Origin of the sequence: Pseudoalteromonas sp. H103 (assembly GCF_001469205.1) — a bacterium.
GTDB classification, from domain to species: domain Bacteria; phylum Pseudomonadota; class Gammaproteobacteria; order Enterobacterales; family Alteromonadaceae; genus Pseudoalteromonas; species Pseudoalteromonas carrageenovora.
Genome location: NZ_LOFG01000017.1, coordinates 162816 through 177950, shown reverse-complemented (window position 1 = coordinate 177950; position 15135 = coordinate 162816). Strand labels below are relative to the sequence as shown.

The 15135-nt window shown below is 39.1% G+C and carries 14 protein-coding genes; 9 read left to right on the top strand and 5 right to left on the bottom strand.

Features of this window, described 5'->3' with window-relative positions:
* Positions 1–5: 5 nt before the first annotated feature.
* Positions 6–176, bottom strand: a complete 171-nt coding sequence (gene rpmF, locus ATS74_RS15170; RefSeq protein WP_008109865.1) for a 50S ribosomal protein L32 — start codon at positions 174–176, stop codon at positions 6–8.
* A 9-nt stretch (positions 177–185) separates the two neighbouring features.
* Positions 186–710 carry a 23S rRNA accumulation protein YceD gene (gene yceD / locus ATS74_RS15165; protein WP_058549707.1) on the bottom strand — a complete coding sequence of 175 codons (525 nt, stop codon included), beginning with the start codon at positions 708–710 and terminating at the stop codon, positions 186–188.
* 131 nt (positions 711–841) lie between these two features.
* Here yceD and ATS74_RS15160 point away from each other — a divergent pair, with 131 nt between their 5' ends.
* Positions 842–1447 carry a Maf family protein gene (locus tag ATS74_RS15160; RefSeq protein ID WP_058549706.1) on the top strand — a complete coding sequence of 202 codons (606 nt, stop codon included), beginning with the start codon at positions 842–844 and terminating at the stop codon, positions 1445–1447.
* A 4-nt stretch (positions 1448–1451) separates the two neighbouring features.
* Here the strand turns inward: ATS74_RS15160 and ATS74_RS15155 are convergent, their stop codons facing one another.
* Positions 1452–2114 carry an HAD-IA family hydrolase gene (locus tag ATS74_RS15155; protein WP_201023031.1) on the bottom strand — a complete coding sequence of 221 codons (663 nt, stop codon included), beginning with the start codon at positions 2112–2114 and terminating at the stop codon, positions 1452–1454.
* The gene (gene rluC, locus ATS74_RS15150; protein WP_058549705.1) at positions 2111–3070 is read right to left on the bottom strand and encodes a 23S rRNA pseudouridine(955/2504/2580) synthase RluC; all 960 of its coding nucleotides are present in this window, start codon (positions 3068–3070) and stop codon (positions 2111–2113) included. Before rluC ends, ATS74_RS15155 begins: the two co-directional genes overlap by 4 nt.
* Positions 3071–3844: 774 nt before the next feature.
* Between rluC and rne the strand changes: the two genes are divergently transcribed.
* Positions 3845–7090, top strand: coding sequence for a ribonuclease E (gene rne / locus ATS74_RS15145; RefSeq protein WP_058549704.1), 3246 nt, complete (start codon positions 3845–3847; stop codon positions 7088–7090).
* A 470-nt stretch (positions 7091–7560) separates the two neighbouring features.
* Here rne and yejK read toward each other — a convergent pair whose 3' ends face one another.
* Positions 7561–8577: a nucleoid-associated protein YejK gene (yejK, locus tag ATS74_RS15140; protein WP_058549703.1), complete on the bottom strand. Its 1017-nt coding sequence runs from the start codon at positions 8575–8577 to the stop codon at positions 7561–7563.
* A gap of 62 nt (positions 8578–8639) precedes the next feature.
* Between yejK and ATS74_RS15135 the strand changes: the two genes are divergently transcribed.
* The 7 genes from ATS74_RS15135 to ATS74_RS15105 all read left to right on the top strand — a co-directional run bounded on the left by ATS74_RS15135 (position 8640) and on the right by ATS74_RS15105 (position 15054).
* Positions 8640–8852, top strand: coding sequence for a DUF1414 domain-containing protein (locus ATS74_RS15135; protein WP_002961475.1), 213 nt, complete (start codon positions 8640–8642; stop codon positions 8850–8852).
* Positions 8853–8857: 5 nt separating this feature from the next.
* Positions 8858–10354, top strand: a complete 1497-nt coding sequence (locus ATS74_RS15130; protein ID WP_058549702.1) for a DUF3413 domain-containing protein — start codon at positions 8858–8860, stop codon at positions 10352–10354.
* Between the two features lie 99 nt (positions 10355–10453).
* Positions 10454–10921: a DUF4124 domain-containing protein gene (locus tag ATS74_RS15125; RefSeq protein ID WP_058549701.1), complete on the top strand. Its 468-nt coding sequence runs from the start codon at positions 10454–10456 to the stop codon at positions 10919–10921.
* A gap of 213 nt (positions 10922–11134) precedes the next feature.
* Positions 11135–12853, top strand: coding sequence for a bifunctional isocitrate dehydrogenase kinase/phosphatase (gene aceK / locus ATS74_RS15120; RefSeq protein ID WP_058549700.1), 1719 nt, complete (start codon positions 11135–11137; stop codon positions 12851–12853).
* Between the two features lie 19 nt (positions 12854–12872).
* Entirely contained in the window at positions 12873–13811 is a 939-nt protein-coding gene (locus tag ATS74_RS15115) for a LysR family transcriptional regulator (RefSeq protein WP_058549699.1), read from the top strand.
* 178 nt (positions 13812–13989) lie between these two features.
* The gene (locus tag ATS74_RS15110; RefSeq protein WP_058549698.1) at positions 13990–14433 is read left to right on the top strand and encodes a ferritin-like domain-containing protein; all 444 of its coding nucleotides are present in this window, start codon (positions 13990–13992) and stop codon (positions 14431–14433) included.
* A 225-nt stretch (positions 14434–14658) separates the two neighbouring features.
* Complete coding sequence (locus ATS74_RS15105) at positions 14659–15054, top strand: ExbD/TolR family protein (RefSeq protein WP_058549697.1); 396 nt, start codon at positions 14659–14661, stop codon at positions 15052–15054.
* Positions 15055–15135 lie beyond the last annotated feature (81 nt).

Genomic DNA, 15135 nt, shown 5'->3' with positions numbered 1-15135 from the left:
ATCTCTTAGTTAGAAATTACTTGAACGCCTTTGTAGTAACCATCTGCAGTCACATGGTGACGACGATGAGTCTCACCAGATGTTTGGTCTACAGTTAAAGTTGGACCACTGATCGCATCGTGTGAACGGCGCATGCCGCGTCTTGCACGAGACTTTTTGCTTTTTTGTACAGCCATAGTCTTCTCCTAAGAATCTTTCTTAAGTTGTTTCAAAATATCAAATGGATTAGGTTTATCATCTTCCGCCTTTAACACACCAAAGCTGGCAGGCTTTGCTGAATAACTGCATGAAGCTTCGTTGTGAGTGGCAACTAATGGAATTGCTAAAATCAGTTCGTCTTCAATTAAATCAAAAACGTTAATTTCACCATTTTCATCAAGCGCTACTTCATCGTAGTCTTCTGGAAAAATATCTAAATCTGTATCTTCACCTACTGGCGAACAAACAAAATCTTGAACCAAATCCAACCCTAAATCACCATTACAACGTTGACAAGTGACAGTTACGTGTGTGGACAAATTGCCGCGAATCACAACTAAACCTTGGTCGTCGTTTTTGCAATGAATTTTTACCGCTATTTCACCTACTTCTTCCTGCACAACTTTCTCTAAACGAGTAAGTTTTTCAAGCGGTACAATTCCGTCATACGATAAACGGTGCTGCGCTGCTTTGCCTGGATGAAGAGTGATGGGAATTTTCACCTTTTGCATAGGGGCTGCATCATATAGATAGTTAGTTGGTTAGTCAAAGTAAAAAACCATTTTCAGGTAGTTTTTCACGTGTTTTACTTACGGATCTGATTTATCCTAACTCAAACTGATTTTCATTAGGAAAATAATCCATGAAGTACCCACTTATATTAGCGTCAAGCTCGCCTTTTAGGCAGTCTTTATTACAAAAATTTAATCTGCCATTTGAATCATTTTCGCCAGAGATTGACGAGTCACCACAAGCAAACGAAACACCTGAGCAGCTAGTAAAACGCTTGAGTGAGTTGAAAGCGCGTGCTGCAACACAACACTTTAACACAGGCCTTGCTATCGGCTCTGATCAGGTTGCTGTATTTAACAATCAAATTTTAGGTAAACCACATAATAAACAAAATGCTATTAAGCAGTTATCTTTATTTAGCGCCAATACTGTAACATTTTTAACTGGCCTTTGTGTTTACGATATTACCAGTAATAAAACAAAAACCTTAATAGAACCATTCGAAGTTGTTTTTAAAGCACTTACCCGTGAACAAATTGAAGCATACTGCGATGCTGAACAACCATATAACTGTGCGGGGAGTTTTAAAAGTGAAGGGCTAGGTATTTGTTTATTTGAAAAATTAAACGGGGACGATCCTAATAGCCTAATAGGCTTACCGCTAATTAAACTCAGCCAATTATTAGCTGAGTTTGGTATTGATGTATTAGCGGCTCAAACACCTCAAGCAAGTTAAATTACTAACCGAGTAATACTTGTTGCAACTGCTGGTAATTATCAACAGTTGCAACAGGTGTTAATTCACTTAACTGCTGGGCATTATGTACACCCATAGTAACCCCTATACGGTCCATATTTGCGGCTTTGCCCATTGCCATATCAATTTTTGTATCACCTATCATTACAGCATCATCGGCGCTTACGCCAATTTCTTGCAATAACTGATAAAGCATATCTGGCGATGGCTTAGACAGTGCGTCATCACTTGTACGCGTTGCACTAAAAAATTGCCTAAGCTGGCTTTGATCAAGTAAGCGCTCTAGTCCATCACGCCCTTTACCTGTGGCAACAGCTAACATTATTCCTTGCTCTTGTAAGGCGCTAAGTACACTTGCAACATCATCAAAAACGGGCGTTGGCGTCATATCAACACGGTATTGATGTTTATAACCTGCAATTAAAGCCTTTTGATGTTTTACCTGCTCAGGAAATAAAACGTCAATAGCACGCTCAAGTGACAAACCAATTATATTCTTAATTGCATCATCACTTGGCGGCGTTAAATTAAGCGACAAAGCACTTTGTCGAATACAGTTAACTATTTTTCCGACTGAATCCATTACAGTGCCATCCCAATCAAAAACAACCAGCTTATACTTTTTAATTGGCGCTGCTTTTATCACTGTTTTGCATCTCGTAATTTTAATAACGTATTTTTAAGTGTTTTATCCAGTGGGGCTTCTATACGCATGGTAGTTTCGTTTTTAGGGTGGTAAAAACTTAAATCGTGTGCGTGTAAAAATAAACGATTTAAGCCAACTTTACGCATAGATTCGTCAAACCCTTGGTCGCCATACTTATCATCACACGCTATAGGGTGACCTTTACATTGAGTATGCACACGAATTTGATGCGTTCTACCTGTAACTGGCGATGCCTGTACAAGTGAGCAATCGTTGAAACGCTCAAGCACTTTAAAGCGAGTATGCGAAGGTTTACCCTCAACATTATCTACTCGCACTACTCGCTCGCCCGATTTAAGCGTATTTTTACGCAAACCCTCTGTCACGTTTTTCGTTTTAGAATCCCACTGACCTTCTACAAGCGCCCAGTAGTTTTTTTCCATTGTTTTTTCGCGTAGCTGCTCATGTAATGCAGTTAATACAGAGCGGCGTTTAGCAATTAGTAAACAACCTGATGTATCACGGTCTAGCCTGTGTACAAGCTCTAAACTACGCTCATCAGGGCGAAGTGCGCGTAACGCTTCTATTAAGCCATAACTTAAACCACTGCCACCATGCACAGCCATGCCCGAAGGTTTGTTGATCACAATAAGGTATTTATCTTCAAATAAAATATCGTCCTCAAGGCGAGTAACTTTATCTAGTTTTGATGGTACAAACTCTTCTCGCTCAGACACTCTAATAGGTGGTATACGCACTACATCGTCTAGTTGTAACTTATAAACAGGTTTAATACGTTTTTTGTTTACACGTACCTCACCTTTACGAAGAATTTTATAAACTGCGCTTTTAGGCACCCCTTTTAAATGGGTAATAAGAAAGTTATCAATTCGTTGACCTAAATGGTCTTCGTTGATTGTGACAAAAGATACTTGTAAGCCGGTTTTTTCTGACATTGCCTAATCACTGATTTAAGTAAAATAATTTAGTTGCTAACACGGTAATAATAGTGGGATAATCAGCAGCGCAAATATTTAGTATTTGCAAATAACAACGGTGCTTTTTAACACATTAAAAGATTCGTGATGCACATTCTGGGTAGCCGATCATACAGATCCGAGTTAAGTTTTCCAAAGCTTTTATGCCTCCTCAGTTAACACGTGCGATCAATTAATAGCAATGCGCGTAATATATTGCTGCTTAAGCTTGAACATGAAGTAACTTTTAACGTACTAGAAAAAGCAATGAACAGATAATTTGTCTGATAGTGACGGCGTAAAAACGCGTCGTTCAGCACTGGCTCAATTATTGTAGTACCGTACAGCAGCTTATTTAGAACTAAAAAAATCTAATAAATAAGCGTTCATTAACATTGGCAGCGACTCTTGCTCGTAAACTGGCTATTAGCTAAGCATCAAATATGTTTAGCTCACCAAACTTATGAGCCCTACGCGCCTAATATGAATGACATTTAGTAAGATTGATATGACAGGCCGACTTCTGGGTAAAACGTGTAACGTAGCTGAAAAGCCGACAGTTTTAGCACCATAAAGAATTTAATAGTGTGATTACACGCTATTGTTTGCCAGCATTTAAAAATACTGCATACGAAATACAGAGCAGTTCCGTTAAAGACCCAGTCGTGAGGCTGTATATTCTAAAAATAGGAACAACTGAACAGGCGATAAAACATCGTCATGTCAGCGACAAAAATTAAGTAGAGTAACAATATGAAACGTATGCTAATCAATGCAACGCAGCAAGAAGAAATGCGCGTAGCACTGGTTGATGGCCAACGCCTTTATGATTTAGATATCGAAAGCCCAGGTCACGAACAGAAAAAAGCCAATATTTACAAAGGCAAAATCACTCGCATTGAACCATCTCTTGAAGCGGCATTTGTTGACTACGGTGCTGACCGCCATGGTTTCCTCCCTTTAAAAGAAATTGCCCGTACATACTTCCCACAAGGTTATACTTTCCATGGTCGTCCGAACATTCGTGACGTGATCAAAGAAGGTCAAGAAGTAATAGTACAAGTTGATAAAGAAGAACGCGGCCAAAAAGGCGCAGCGCTAACTACTTTTATCAGTGTTGCAGGTAGCTATTTAGTCCTTATGCCAAATAACCCTCGTGCTGGCGGTATTTCTCGTCGTATTGAAGGTGATGAGCGTACTGAACTAAAAGAAGCACTTAGCCGCCTAGAACTTCCTAAAGGTATGGGCTTAATAGTTCGTACAGCGGGTGTTGGCAAATCATTTGAAGAACTTAACTACGATTTAAAAGCATTGTTAGTGCATTGGGATGCAATTAAACAAGCAGCCGATAGTGCTAAAGCGCCGTTTTTAATTCACCAAGAAAGCAATGTAATTTTCCGTGCAATACGTGATTATTTACGTCGTGATATTGGCGAAATATTAATCGATAAACCACGTGTTTTTGAAGAAGCTAAAGCGCACATTGAGCGTTTTCGCCCTGACTTTATGAGCCGTGTTAAGCTTTATCAAGGTGACACGCCGTTATTTACGCATTACCAAATTGAAAGCCAAATTGAGTCTGCGTTCCAACGAGAAGTTCGTCTACCGTCTGGTGGTTCAATTGTAATTGACCCAACTGAAGCACTTACTTCAATCGATATCAACTCGTCTAAAGCAACAAAAGGCGGCGATATTGAAGAAACAGCACTAAATACCAACCTAGAAGCTGCAGACGAAATTGCACGCCAATTACGCTTACGTGACTTAGGTGGCTTAATCGTTATCGACTTCATTGATATGACACCTCCACGTCATCAACGCGAAGTTGAAAACCGATTAAAAGATGCTGCTCGACCAGATCGTGCTCGCGTACAAATAGGCAAAATCTCTCGCTTTGGTTTACTAGAAATGTCGCGCCAGCGTTTGCGTCCTTCATTAGGTGAAGCAAGCCAGGGCCCGTGTCCACGTTGTAGCGGCCAAGGTACTATTCGTTCTAACGAATCAATTGCACTTTCTATTCTTCGCTTAATTGAAGAAGAAGCAATTAAAGACAACACAGCACAAGTAAATGCACAAGTGCCTGTTGCTGTTGCTGCTTATTTGTTAAATGAGCAACGTCGCAGCGTTCACCGTATTGAAAAGCACCACAAATGTGATGTTGTGATTATTCCTAATCAACACATGGAAACACCACACTACGAAGTAATGCGTTTACGTAAAGACGAAACACTTGAAACAGTAAGTTACGAGCAAGTTGTTGCACCAGAGCCTGAAGCATTCGAAATGTCTAAGTCTCCTTCTGCACCAGTACGTGAAGAGCCTATGTTAAAAGGCGTTGTAATGCCTTCAACTCCGGCTCCACAAGCTGCGCCTGCAAAGGCAGTAGCACCTGCTGCGCCAGTACAAACTAAAGCTGAAGGTGGCTTATTGGCTGCTATCGGGAATTGGTTTAAGTCTTTATTTGCAAGTGAATCTGAAGAAGAGAAAAAAGCAGCAGTTGAAAAACAGCAGCAAGAAACTCGCAATAATAACAACCGTCGTGGTAACGATAATCGCCGCCGTAATAACAATCAACGTCGTCGTAATAACCCACGTTCAAAACCTCGCAACGAGCGCCAAAGTGCTGAAGAAGGAGTTAAAACAGACTCAACAGCAACTAATGAGACTCCAGAAAGAAACGAAAATCGCAACAAGCGACGTCGTAACCCTAACTCTCGTAAGCGCCCTGAGCATAAAAACGAAGATAAAGATCAAGCAAAAGCAGATACAACTGCAAAAGCTGATACTGATTCTAAGCCTGCACAAGCTGCAGAACTTAAAGAGCAAAAGCCGAAAGTTCGTCGCCAACGTCGTAACGTACGTAAAAAAGTACGTGTACAAGATGAAAGCGCAGAGCAAGCAACTACAACAACAGAGCAAACATCTGAGCAGTCTGTAGTAGCTGATAAGCCGCAAACTAAGGAGCAAACGCCAGTAGTTGAAAAACAAACTCAAGCGCCTGCTGAAACAGTTGAAGCTAAACCAGCTAAGGTTGAAGAGGCACCTGTTAAAGAAGAAAAAGTAGCAACTGTAGAATCTACTGATGAAGCTGTAAATGCTGATGATGAGCAAGGCCAAACACGTACACGTTCACGCCGTTCTCCTCGTCACCTTCGTGCATCGGGTCAACGCCGTCGTCGTCCTGAAGGCGAAGCAGAAGTTAAATCTGATGATGCGCCTGCATTTGTACCCGTTGCTGATCAAGCGGCTGCTGAGTATGAAGCAGAACTAAAAGCTAAATCAGAAGAAACCCCTGTTGATGCTTCACAGCAAGTTGAACAAGCTATTGCAGCTGAAGACTTAGCAAAGGTTGAGGCAGTACAAGATGAACAACCAGCTCAAGCTGAAGAGCCAGAAGTAACTGAGCAACCAGCTAAAGCTGAAGAGCCAGTAGCAACTGAGCAACCAGCTAAAGTTGAAGAGCCTGTAGCAACTGAGCAACCAGCTAAAGTTGAAGAGCCTGTAGCGACTGAGCAACCAGCTAAAGTTGAAGAGCCTGTAGCGACTGAGCAACCAGCTAAAGTTGAAGAGCCGGTAGCAAATGAGCAACCAGCTAAAGTTGAAGAGCCAGTAGCAACTGAGCAACCAGCTAAAGTTGAAGAGCCAGTAGCAACTGAGCAACCAGCTAAAGTTGAAGAGCCAGTAGCAACTGAGCAACCAACTAAAGTTGAAGAGCCTGTAGTATCTGAGAAACCAGCTAAAGTTGAAGAACCAGTAGCAACTGAGAAACCAGCTAAAGTTGAAGCCGTGGCTAACGCTAAAACAGTAATAGTTAAAGGTGCTGCAAGTGCACCGATGGCTCAACCTACTCCGGTTGCTGATAGCGAAGTTAAACACACATCTGTTGCAATGGCTCACGATAAACGTGACCTAGTGCCAGACAGTGGCTTACGTGCAGGGTCAGTTAAGCCTGCAGGTCGTGCGAGTTCTGCAATGACTAAAACAATGAGTGCTGATTAATAACTAACACTCATTAAAAAAGCCCCGCTATATACAAATAGCGGGGCTTTTTTGTTTACAGGCTTTAAATAATTATTAAAGTTTGTTCACGCCGGTAATAAGCGATCTACCCACAAAGAGGTTAAGAGGCGCTGCGCTTTTAGAGGGGGTAATAAAGCTAAATCTAGTTACCTTGAAAAGCTCAGCTTAAAGTCATGGCTTGTGTTTTCTCATATACTCCTCTTTCACTTCTCTTTGTGAAATAAGATCTTTAAGTAGTTTTTAAATTAAATAACAAAAGCGTTGCTTCTCGCGTAAGCAGGCTTCACGCCTTCAACCAAAATTAAATATCCAGTACAATTAACCTCAAGACGCACAACTTATTGGCGCAACGCTTTCAGAACGAGAATAAAACTAATTTATGCAGCCAATAAAAAAGCGCGATGTAAATATCGCGCTCTTAAATCGGCTTTTAATTAGATAAAATAAGTTTATCCGCTTTCATTTTCCATAAAGCGTTGTAACTGATCTTTTAAGTTCGGCGGAATGCCTTTTATAACCAGTGTATCTGTTGCTTCGTTATAAGTTACGCGCTCTCCTAAATGTTTACGCTCAAAGCTTACGCTTACCCCGCCGCCTAAGCCTGAAAACTTAACCATACTGGTAACTGTTTTTTTATCGACAGGAAATGACTCTTCTAAATCATAACTTTGCTCTTTGCAAAAACTATCAAATGGGCTGTCATCGCCTTTCGTAAGTGTAGCCGAAAGCTCGCTCACGTTTGCATCTTCACCGGTAGTTACACAGTCGTTACAGTAATCAAATACTTGTTTACGTAAATCATCTTTTTCTGATTTCTCGAATTGTTGCTCAGATAAATAATCTTCAACAGCGCTCAACATAACTTGGCTTTGCTGCTTAGGATCAATACCTTCTTCACAACCTAAAAAATCTAAAAAGAAATCTGCAACTTTGCGCCCAGCACGGCCTTTAATAAAGGAAATATAGCGATTATCTTCTGCTTGGGTATCCCAGGCTGTTAAATCAATTCGCGCAGCTAATTGCATACGCGATATATCTAAATGGCGAGATGCGGCTAAATCAAGCTCAGAAGTCATTGAGTAATGCTCTTTAATGTTGATCATCGCAATAAGCATGTAATCGGTAGCTACATATTGGTAATGACAAAATACTAAGTAACCTGTTTCACTAAACGCATACTTATCTAACTCTTCTTTTAAAACAGTAGAAGCTTGCTCCGTCATGTGCCAAAAACCTAGTTCATCATTGCGGTAGCTTTGCATTGCAGATGCTACAACACTGTTTTTTTCGCCACTAAAGGCGCAGTAACCTTTACCGGGTTTACCATTGTACGCATGATGTAATTGTTCGATAAAAACGGCTACTTTATCGTTAACAACCATCTCATCATTTCTAAGGTGAATTTGCGTATCGTCGTCTTTTTTGTCTACATAATGAACGACTAGTTTTTTAACGTCTGTTGTCATCTTTGTTTTTCACGCCTCTGGTGTTAAAATACGAAAATATAACTCTTTTATTGAACCAACTGATGCCAATCTTATCAAAATACTCTAATGAAGAAGTAGAACAAATCGTCGATCAGCTCATTGATGTGCTAACTAAACACAATGCGCCGGTTGATTTAAGTCTTATGTGTTTAGGAAATTCTATCACGCATATCTTAAAAGAGCATGTACCAACAGGGAAAAGACAAGCCGTTACCGAGAACTTTGCAAAAGCACTCGCGCAGTCGGTTAAATAAAATCTATGAATTTATCGCAGCACAATCAGTTTTCATCAAAAGCAAGTCAGTTATTAAGTTGGGGGCATTGGTTTACCTTTGCCAACATCGGCTTAGCGCTACTTATTAGCTTAAGCTACTTATTTGCAGACTCGCCACCATCAAGCTTTATAGGCATTACATATATGCTAGTGACATGGCTAAGCCATACTAGCTTTATCGCCTTTTTAGCGTTTGTGCTGACGGTATTTCCGCTTAGTTTAATATTCCCCTACCCTAAACATATACGCGGAATGGCAGCAGTTATAGCAACTGTTGGCGCATCGTTGCTTACTTTAGATGCCTATGTTTATGTTAATTTGGGCTATCATTTAAGTGGCTCCGCTTTACCCGAAATTATTTCTTTACTATGGCACCGCTTAACTAGCTCTCCAGCTTTAACTACCATTTTAGCCGGTGGCATTGTACTACTTATTTTAGGTTTTCAACTTGTAGTAAGTAATTATACGTGGCACCACCTAGCACGTTTAAAACAATATAAATTTGCGCGTTATGCCATATCTTCTTTAATCGTTTGTTTTGCACTTAGTCATAGTATTCATATTTGGGCTGATGCAAATTTAAAATTTGACGTTACAAAACAAGACAATGTGTTGCCTCTTTCTTATCCAACCACGGCTAAAAGTTTACTCGCTAAAAACGACTTACTCGATATAGAAAGCTATAAACAAGCACATAATGTTAAAATAAATAATCAAAATATTAGCTATCAAATGCCAGCCCCGCTGGAAAAATGCGAAGACTTTACGCAAGCCAATGTTGATATTTTTGTATTTGACACTAAAAAAGAATTAGCTGCATTTGTTGCTAACAATAACAACTTGCATAAAACAGAGCAGTTTTTACAACCAACAAATCACGACGACACTTTATTTAGCTTAGTGTATGGTTTACCCGCTTTTTATAAAGCGGCAATACTCAATGAGCAAATATTACCAGCATGGCAAAGCCAGCGCCGCAGTGTACAAGTTGAGGGCGTTAAAGAACTCAATTTTATTAATGATCAAGCTCACAGCACAAGCGCAATACGAATTATAAAAAGTAGCGATGTTAGTACTATAAAAGATGCTAACACCCATGTTTTTGCATTTAGTCTTGCTAATGAAAAAGCAGAGGTAGTTACCACCTCAGCGTTATACAGCTCTGACAAGCGCATTTCTAAAGTTGATGGGCTTATTCAACCCAGTGATTTAATTGCGACAAGTGTTGGTCAATATTTAAATTGTAAAGCAATCGCTAAACAAACAATGCTTGGCGTAAACCTATATAAGAAAAAAGACGATATGGGCGTAAATTACTCACAAGGTGTAGTTATCGCGTATAAAAAAGATAGAATTACTTTAATAGATTCAGACGGTAACTTTAAAAATATATCCGCTGCTGAAGGCTTTTCTATTGAGCAAGGGCTAGATATCCCATTTTTAGTGCAAAGCATTAAAAAGCTTAAAACCTTTACTCAATAACTTTAGTGCGACTGCTCTTACCTAGCTTGCTATAACAGTAAGCTAGGTTATAGTTTTATATTATTTAATTAACGTATAAAACTATCAGGGATTATCGCAATGCTTCGATTAATATATTGCTCTTTATTATTTACTAGCTTTTGCACCCTAGGCAATACAACCTACTATAAATGCGTAACCAAAAATGGAACTACGTTTTCTCAATTCCCCTGCGATGATAAAGCCACTACCTACAAAGTAAGTACTACCGGTAATCAATACTCTGGACCCAAGGTTAATTATACCAAGCAATTAAATGAGCTAGAACGCGAGAGGCTCCTAACAGGTTTAGAAGCCGAGGTAAGAAGTAATAACCATAAATTAGCAATACTTGATAGAGAAAAGCAGCGTGCTGAGTATAAACAACAAGAACGACTTAACCATATTTTAGCTGATGATGATAAAAAGCGAATTACTAAAGATATAACCAAAAAGCTAAAAGTGATCAATCAAAGCTATAAAAAAGATGTTGCAACGATTACAAAACATATAAAAAAGCTCGAAAAAAAGATAGCTCAATACCAATAAAGCGCGTAAACCGTTTGGGGTAATTTTCTATCTCAAGCAGCTATTTTCAATGCTGCCTAAAGAAGAAAAAGTTCAACACGTTCTAGTGTTTAATTTATTAAATACCATTTTACTAGAATGCCGCTTAGGTATAATTTATCTTGGTTTTAAACTTAAAATAACATACCATTAACACAATAGAGTATAAGCTCTACGATGTATTAAGGAGTTGTTATGCAACCACGAGATATTGCTGAACTGATTTTAACGGGCTTTAAAAAGCATTATCAGCTATTTCAAAAAATAACAGCTAAAGCACCGATGGCTTTTGCTCAACAAGATTGGCAAGCAATTAACGATATCGGCCGTTTACGTATAAGCTATTATGATGATCGTGTTAACGAAACCACACACACATTAAAACAGCAAAATCCAACCGAACAACTCGATGAAACACTTTGGCTAGAAGTAAAAAAAACATATCAGCAATTTTTATGTTTTCATCCTCAGGCAGAATTAGCCGAAACATTTTATAACTCTGTATTTTGCAGGCTGTACCATAGGCGCTACTTTCATAATGACTTTATTTTTGTTGAGGCCTCATTAAAGGATGCGCCATCAGTGCCTGTTGAAGCCGAATATAGGACTTATTTCCCAGTTGTTGACGGTTTAAAACCAACAATAAAACACATTATTAATCACTTTGATTTTAAAGCTCCATTTGTAAATTTAGAGCGTGATATACGTTTGCTCGTAAAAGCATTTTATAAACAAGCACCCGATACTCACCACCAACCTTGGCAAATGCGTTTTGATATATTACACACGCCTTTTTATCGTAATAAAGCGGCTTATATAGTTGGCCGTGTGGTGTCACAAAGTGGTGTTCAGCCTTTTATTATTGCCGTATTACATGATGAAGATAACGGTCTTTATTTAGATGCACTTTTAACTAAATCATCTCAAATGCGAGTTATTTTTGGCTTTGCCCGTGCTTATTTTATGGTAGAAACACATGCGCCTTCTGCATTGGTGCGATTTTTAAATCAGCTTATGCCTAATAAAACATTAGCCGAGCTTTACAACGCAATAGGCTTTCATAAACAAGGAAAAACTGAGTTTTATCGCGAATTTTTAAGTCACTTGTCACACTCAAATGACGAGTTTACTATTGCGCCCGGTACACCCGGCATGGTGATGATGGTATTTACCCTCCCCTCCTTTGGTTATGTATTTAAAGTAATAAAAGATAAATTTGGAGAGAGCAAACCTTTTGGTCGTGATACTGTTCTAAAGCGTTATCAGCTCGTAAAGAGTCATGACCGTGTGGGCAGAATGGCCGACACAATAGAGTATTCTAACGTCGTATTTCCTTTAGCACGTTTTGATAGTAATTTACTTGCGCAGTTACACAAAACAATAGGCTCATCTATGGTCATCGAAGGCGATTGGTTGATCATCAAGCACCTTTATATAGAAAGACGCATGACACCCCTTAATTTGTTTTTAGAAAGTGCCAGCGAAGAAAGTGCGGCCGATGCAATAGAAGAATACGGCCAAGCGTTAAAAGAAATGATTGCCGTAAATATTTTTCCAGGTGATATGCTTTTAAAAAACTTTGGCGTTAGTAAGCACAAACGCATTATATTTTATGATTACGATGAAGTTCAGTACCTAACAGATATGAACTTTAGAGCCCTACCAAAGGCCAAGAGCTACGACGATTACTTAACCGATGAGCAAAGCTATTCTGTTGCTCCGCAAGATGTATTTCCTGAGCAACTTTGTACATTTGTAATGCCAAACCCTATGTATAAAAAGTTTTTACTCAGCACTCACCCAGAACTAATAGATGTTAGTTATTGGAAGCAAGCACAACAAAATATAAAAAACGGGCAGGTAAGTCATATTTACCCCTACCCGACAGCACAGCGCTTTATTCACCACTGGTAAGCGCTAAAGGACACACACAATGAATATAAGTAAAATAGATTTAAATTTACTGGTTTACCTCGACACATTACTACGAGAATGCAACGTAACGCGTGCTGCAAATCAGCTAAGCATAACGCAACCCGCAATGAGTAATGGGCTTAAACGTCTGCGTAACTTATTTAACGACCCCATTTTAGTACGTACCAGCGATGGTATGGTACCCACTGAACGCGCTATTGAGCTTCAACCGGTTATTCGTGGCATATTAATGACCCTTGAAGAAACCCTCGCGCCTAATCGCGAGTTTGAAGCAATTCAAAGTAAGCGTGTATTTAGAATAATGGCCAGCGACTATGCAGCAAGCACCCTAGCCCCTAAACTGTTAAGTAAATTACATGAAGAAGCACCCGATACAACATTAGATATACTTACACCCAGTGACGTAACATTTCATGATGTTGAAAACGGTAAAGTGGATATGGCTATTAACCGCTTTGAAAATTTACCTCAATCTTTTCACCATAAACGTATATGGAAAGACAGCTTTTGTTGCCTGGTAAAAGCAGATAACCCAATTATTGAACACTTTAGTCTCGACAGCTATTTAAAAGCTCGCCATATATGGGTAAGTAAAACAGGTTTTGGCGTAGGTGTCGGTATGGACCCCAAAGATGTGCAAAAACTTGGCTGGGTTGATGAAGCACTGGCTCACTTTGGAAAACATCGCAACATTGCTACCTTTACACGTAATTACCATGTAGCTATTCACCTAGCGAAAGAGAAAAACTTAATTGCAACCTTACCTTCAAAAGCTGCCAATATTTATTTAGATGATCCGGGCCTTAAAATATTAGAGCCGCCGTTCCCTATTCCACCTTTTGAGCTGGATATGATCTGGAGCCCACTTTTACATCGTGACGCAAGCCATATTTGGCTACGCCAAAAAGTAGCCGAAGTAGCTGAAGAACTTAAATAACCTTATTACACTATATGATGTAAAAATTGCTAGGTTTAATATATCCGCACAAACCTAGCAAACTCAAAACTACATTTAAAGCACTATTTATCAAAAAGTTAAAATAAAAAATAAACATTGGAACGTGCTTTGCTTTTATTAAATGGAACTATACATTCATTTAATAAAAGAGGTCATTATGAACACCCATCAAGGAACAGAAGTAAATCATATTACTGACATCATTCAAGTTATGAACAGCGGCATCGATTTTTATCAAAAAGCACAAGAGAAAGTTGAAGACCCTGCAATTGGTGCACTTTTTCAACGTATGATAGATGCCCGAAAAGTGAGTGTAGAACGCTTACAACCTTATGCTATTAACGAAAAAGGTGAACGAGAAGACGGCTCATCTTTTGCTGTTGAAGCGAGACGTGCTTACACAGCGCTGCTTACTACATTTAGCTCAAATAACGATAGCACATACGTAAAAGAGCTTGAAGAAGTTGAGGATAAAACCCTTGAAGAAATTAAAGCCGCAATGGATAAGCCACAACCTGCGGACTGTGAAGCAGCTCTCGCTAAAACATTACTAACGATGCAAAGCTGTCATGCTGAAATGAGCCGCATGCAAAAGCACTAAAAGTAATAGCTTATACTACAACCCAGCTTTTTAGCTGGGTTTTTTATTGCTTTAAAATCATTTAACCTGTTTGAGTAACATGCCATAACATAATTCATACAAATATTTAATCTTATTAGAATATTTATTTAACTGTATTACTTTTCAGCTGTGCTAGTTTTGTTAATAGGATCCTAAAAACCTCGCTGTGGCGCCGCAGCTTTAATTAAAATAGTAAGGTCCAATATGAAAAATAAAACAGCTAAACTGCAAAATAACGCCGACGTAGACATGACCCCAATGCTTGATATTGTGTTCATACTGCTCATATTTTTTATTGTTACTACCTCATTTGTTAAACCCGTCGCCATTGAATTAAATCGACCATTAGACAAACCAAGTATTGAAAAACAAAGTAAAAATGCAGTTTTCAGTATTGATGCAAATAACGGCGTTTACTTTTCAGGGAGGTTAATTAACTTGGAGCACGTGTCGAACAACTTAGCCATGTTTGCAGCTAAATATAAAATAAGCTCTGTGCTTATAAAAGCAGATGAAAACAGCGAGCACAACACACTGATGACTGTGATGAACAGCATTAAAGAGTACGACAACTACGCTATTAGCTTGGTTTCGGATTAAAGCCTGTTAGCTAATCAGCGCCCAATGTGTTTTGGTTAGGAGTAATTGAACAGCGGTACAGAGTTTTATGTAAAGTAACGC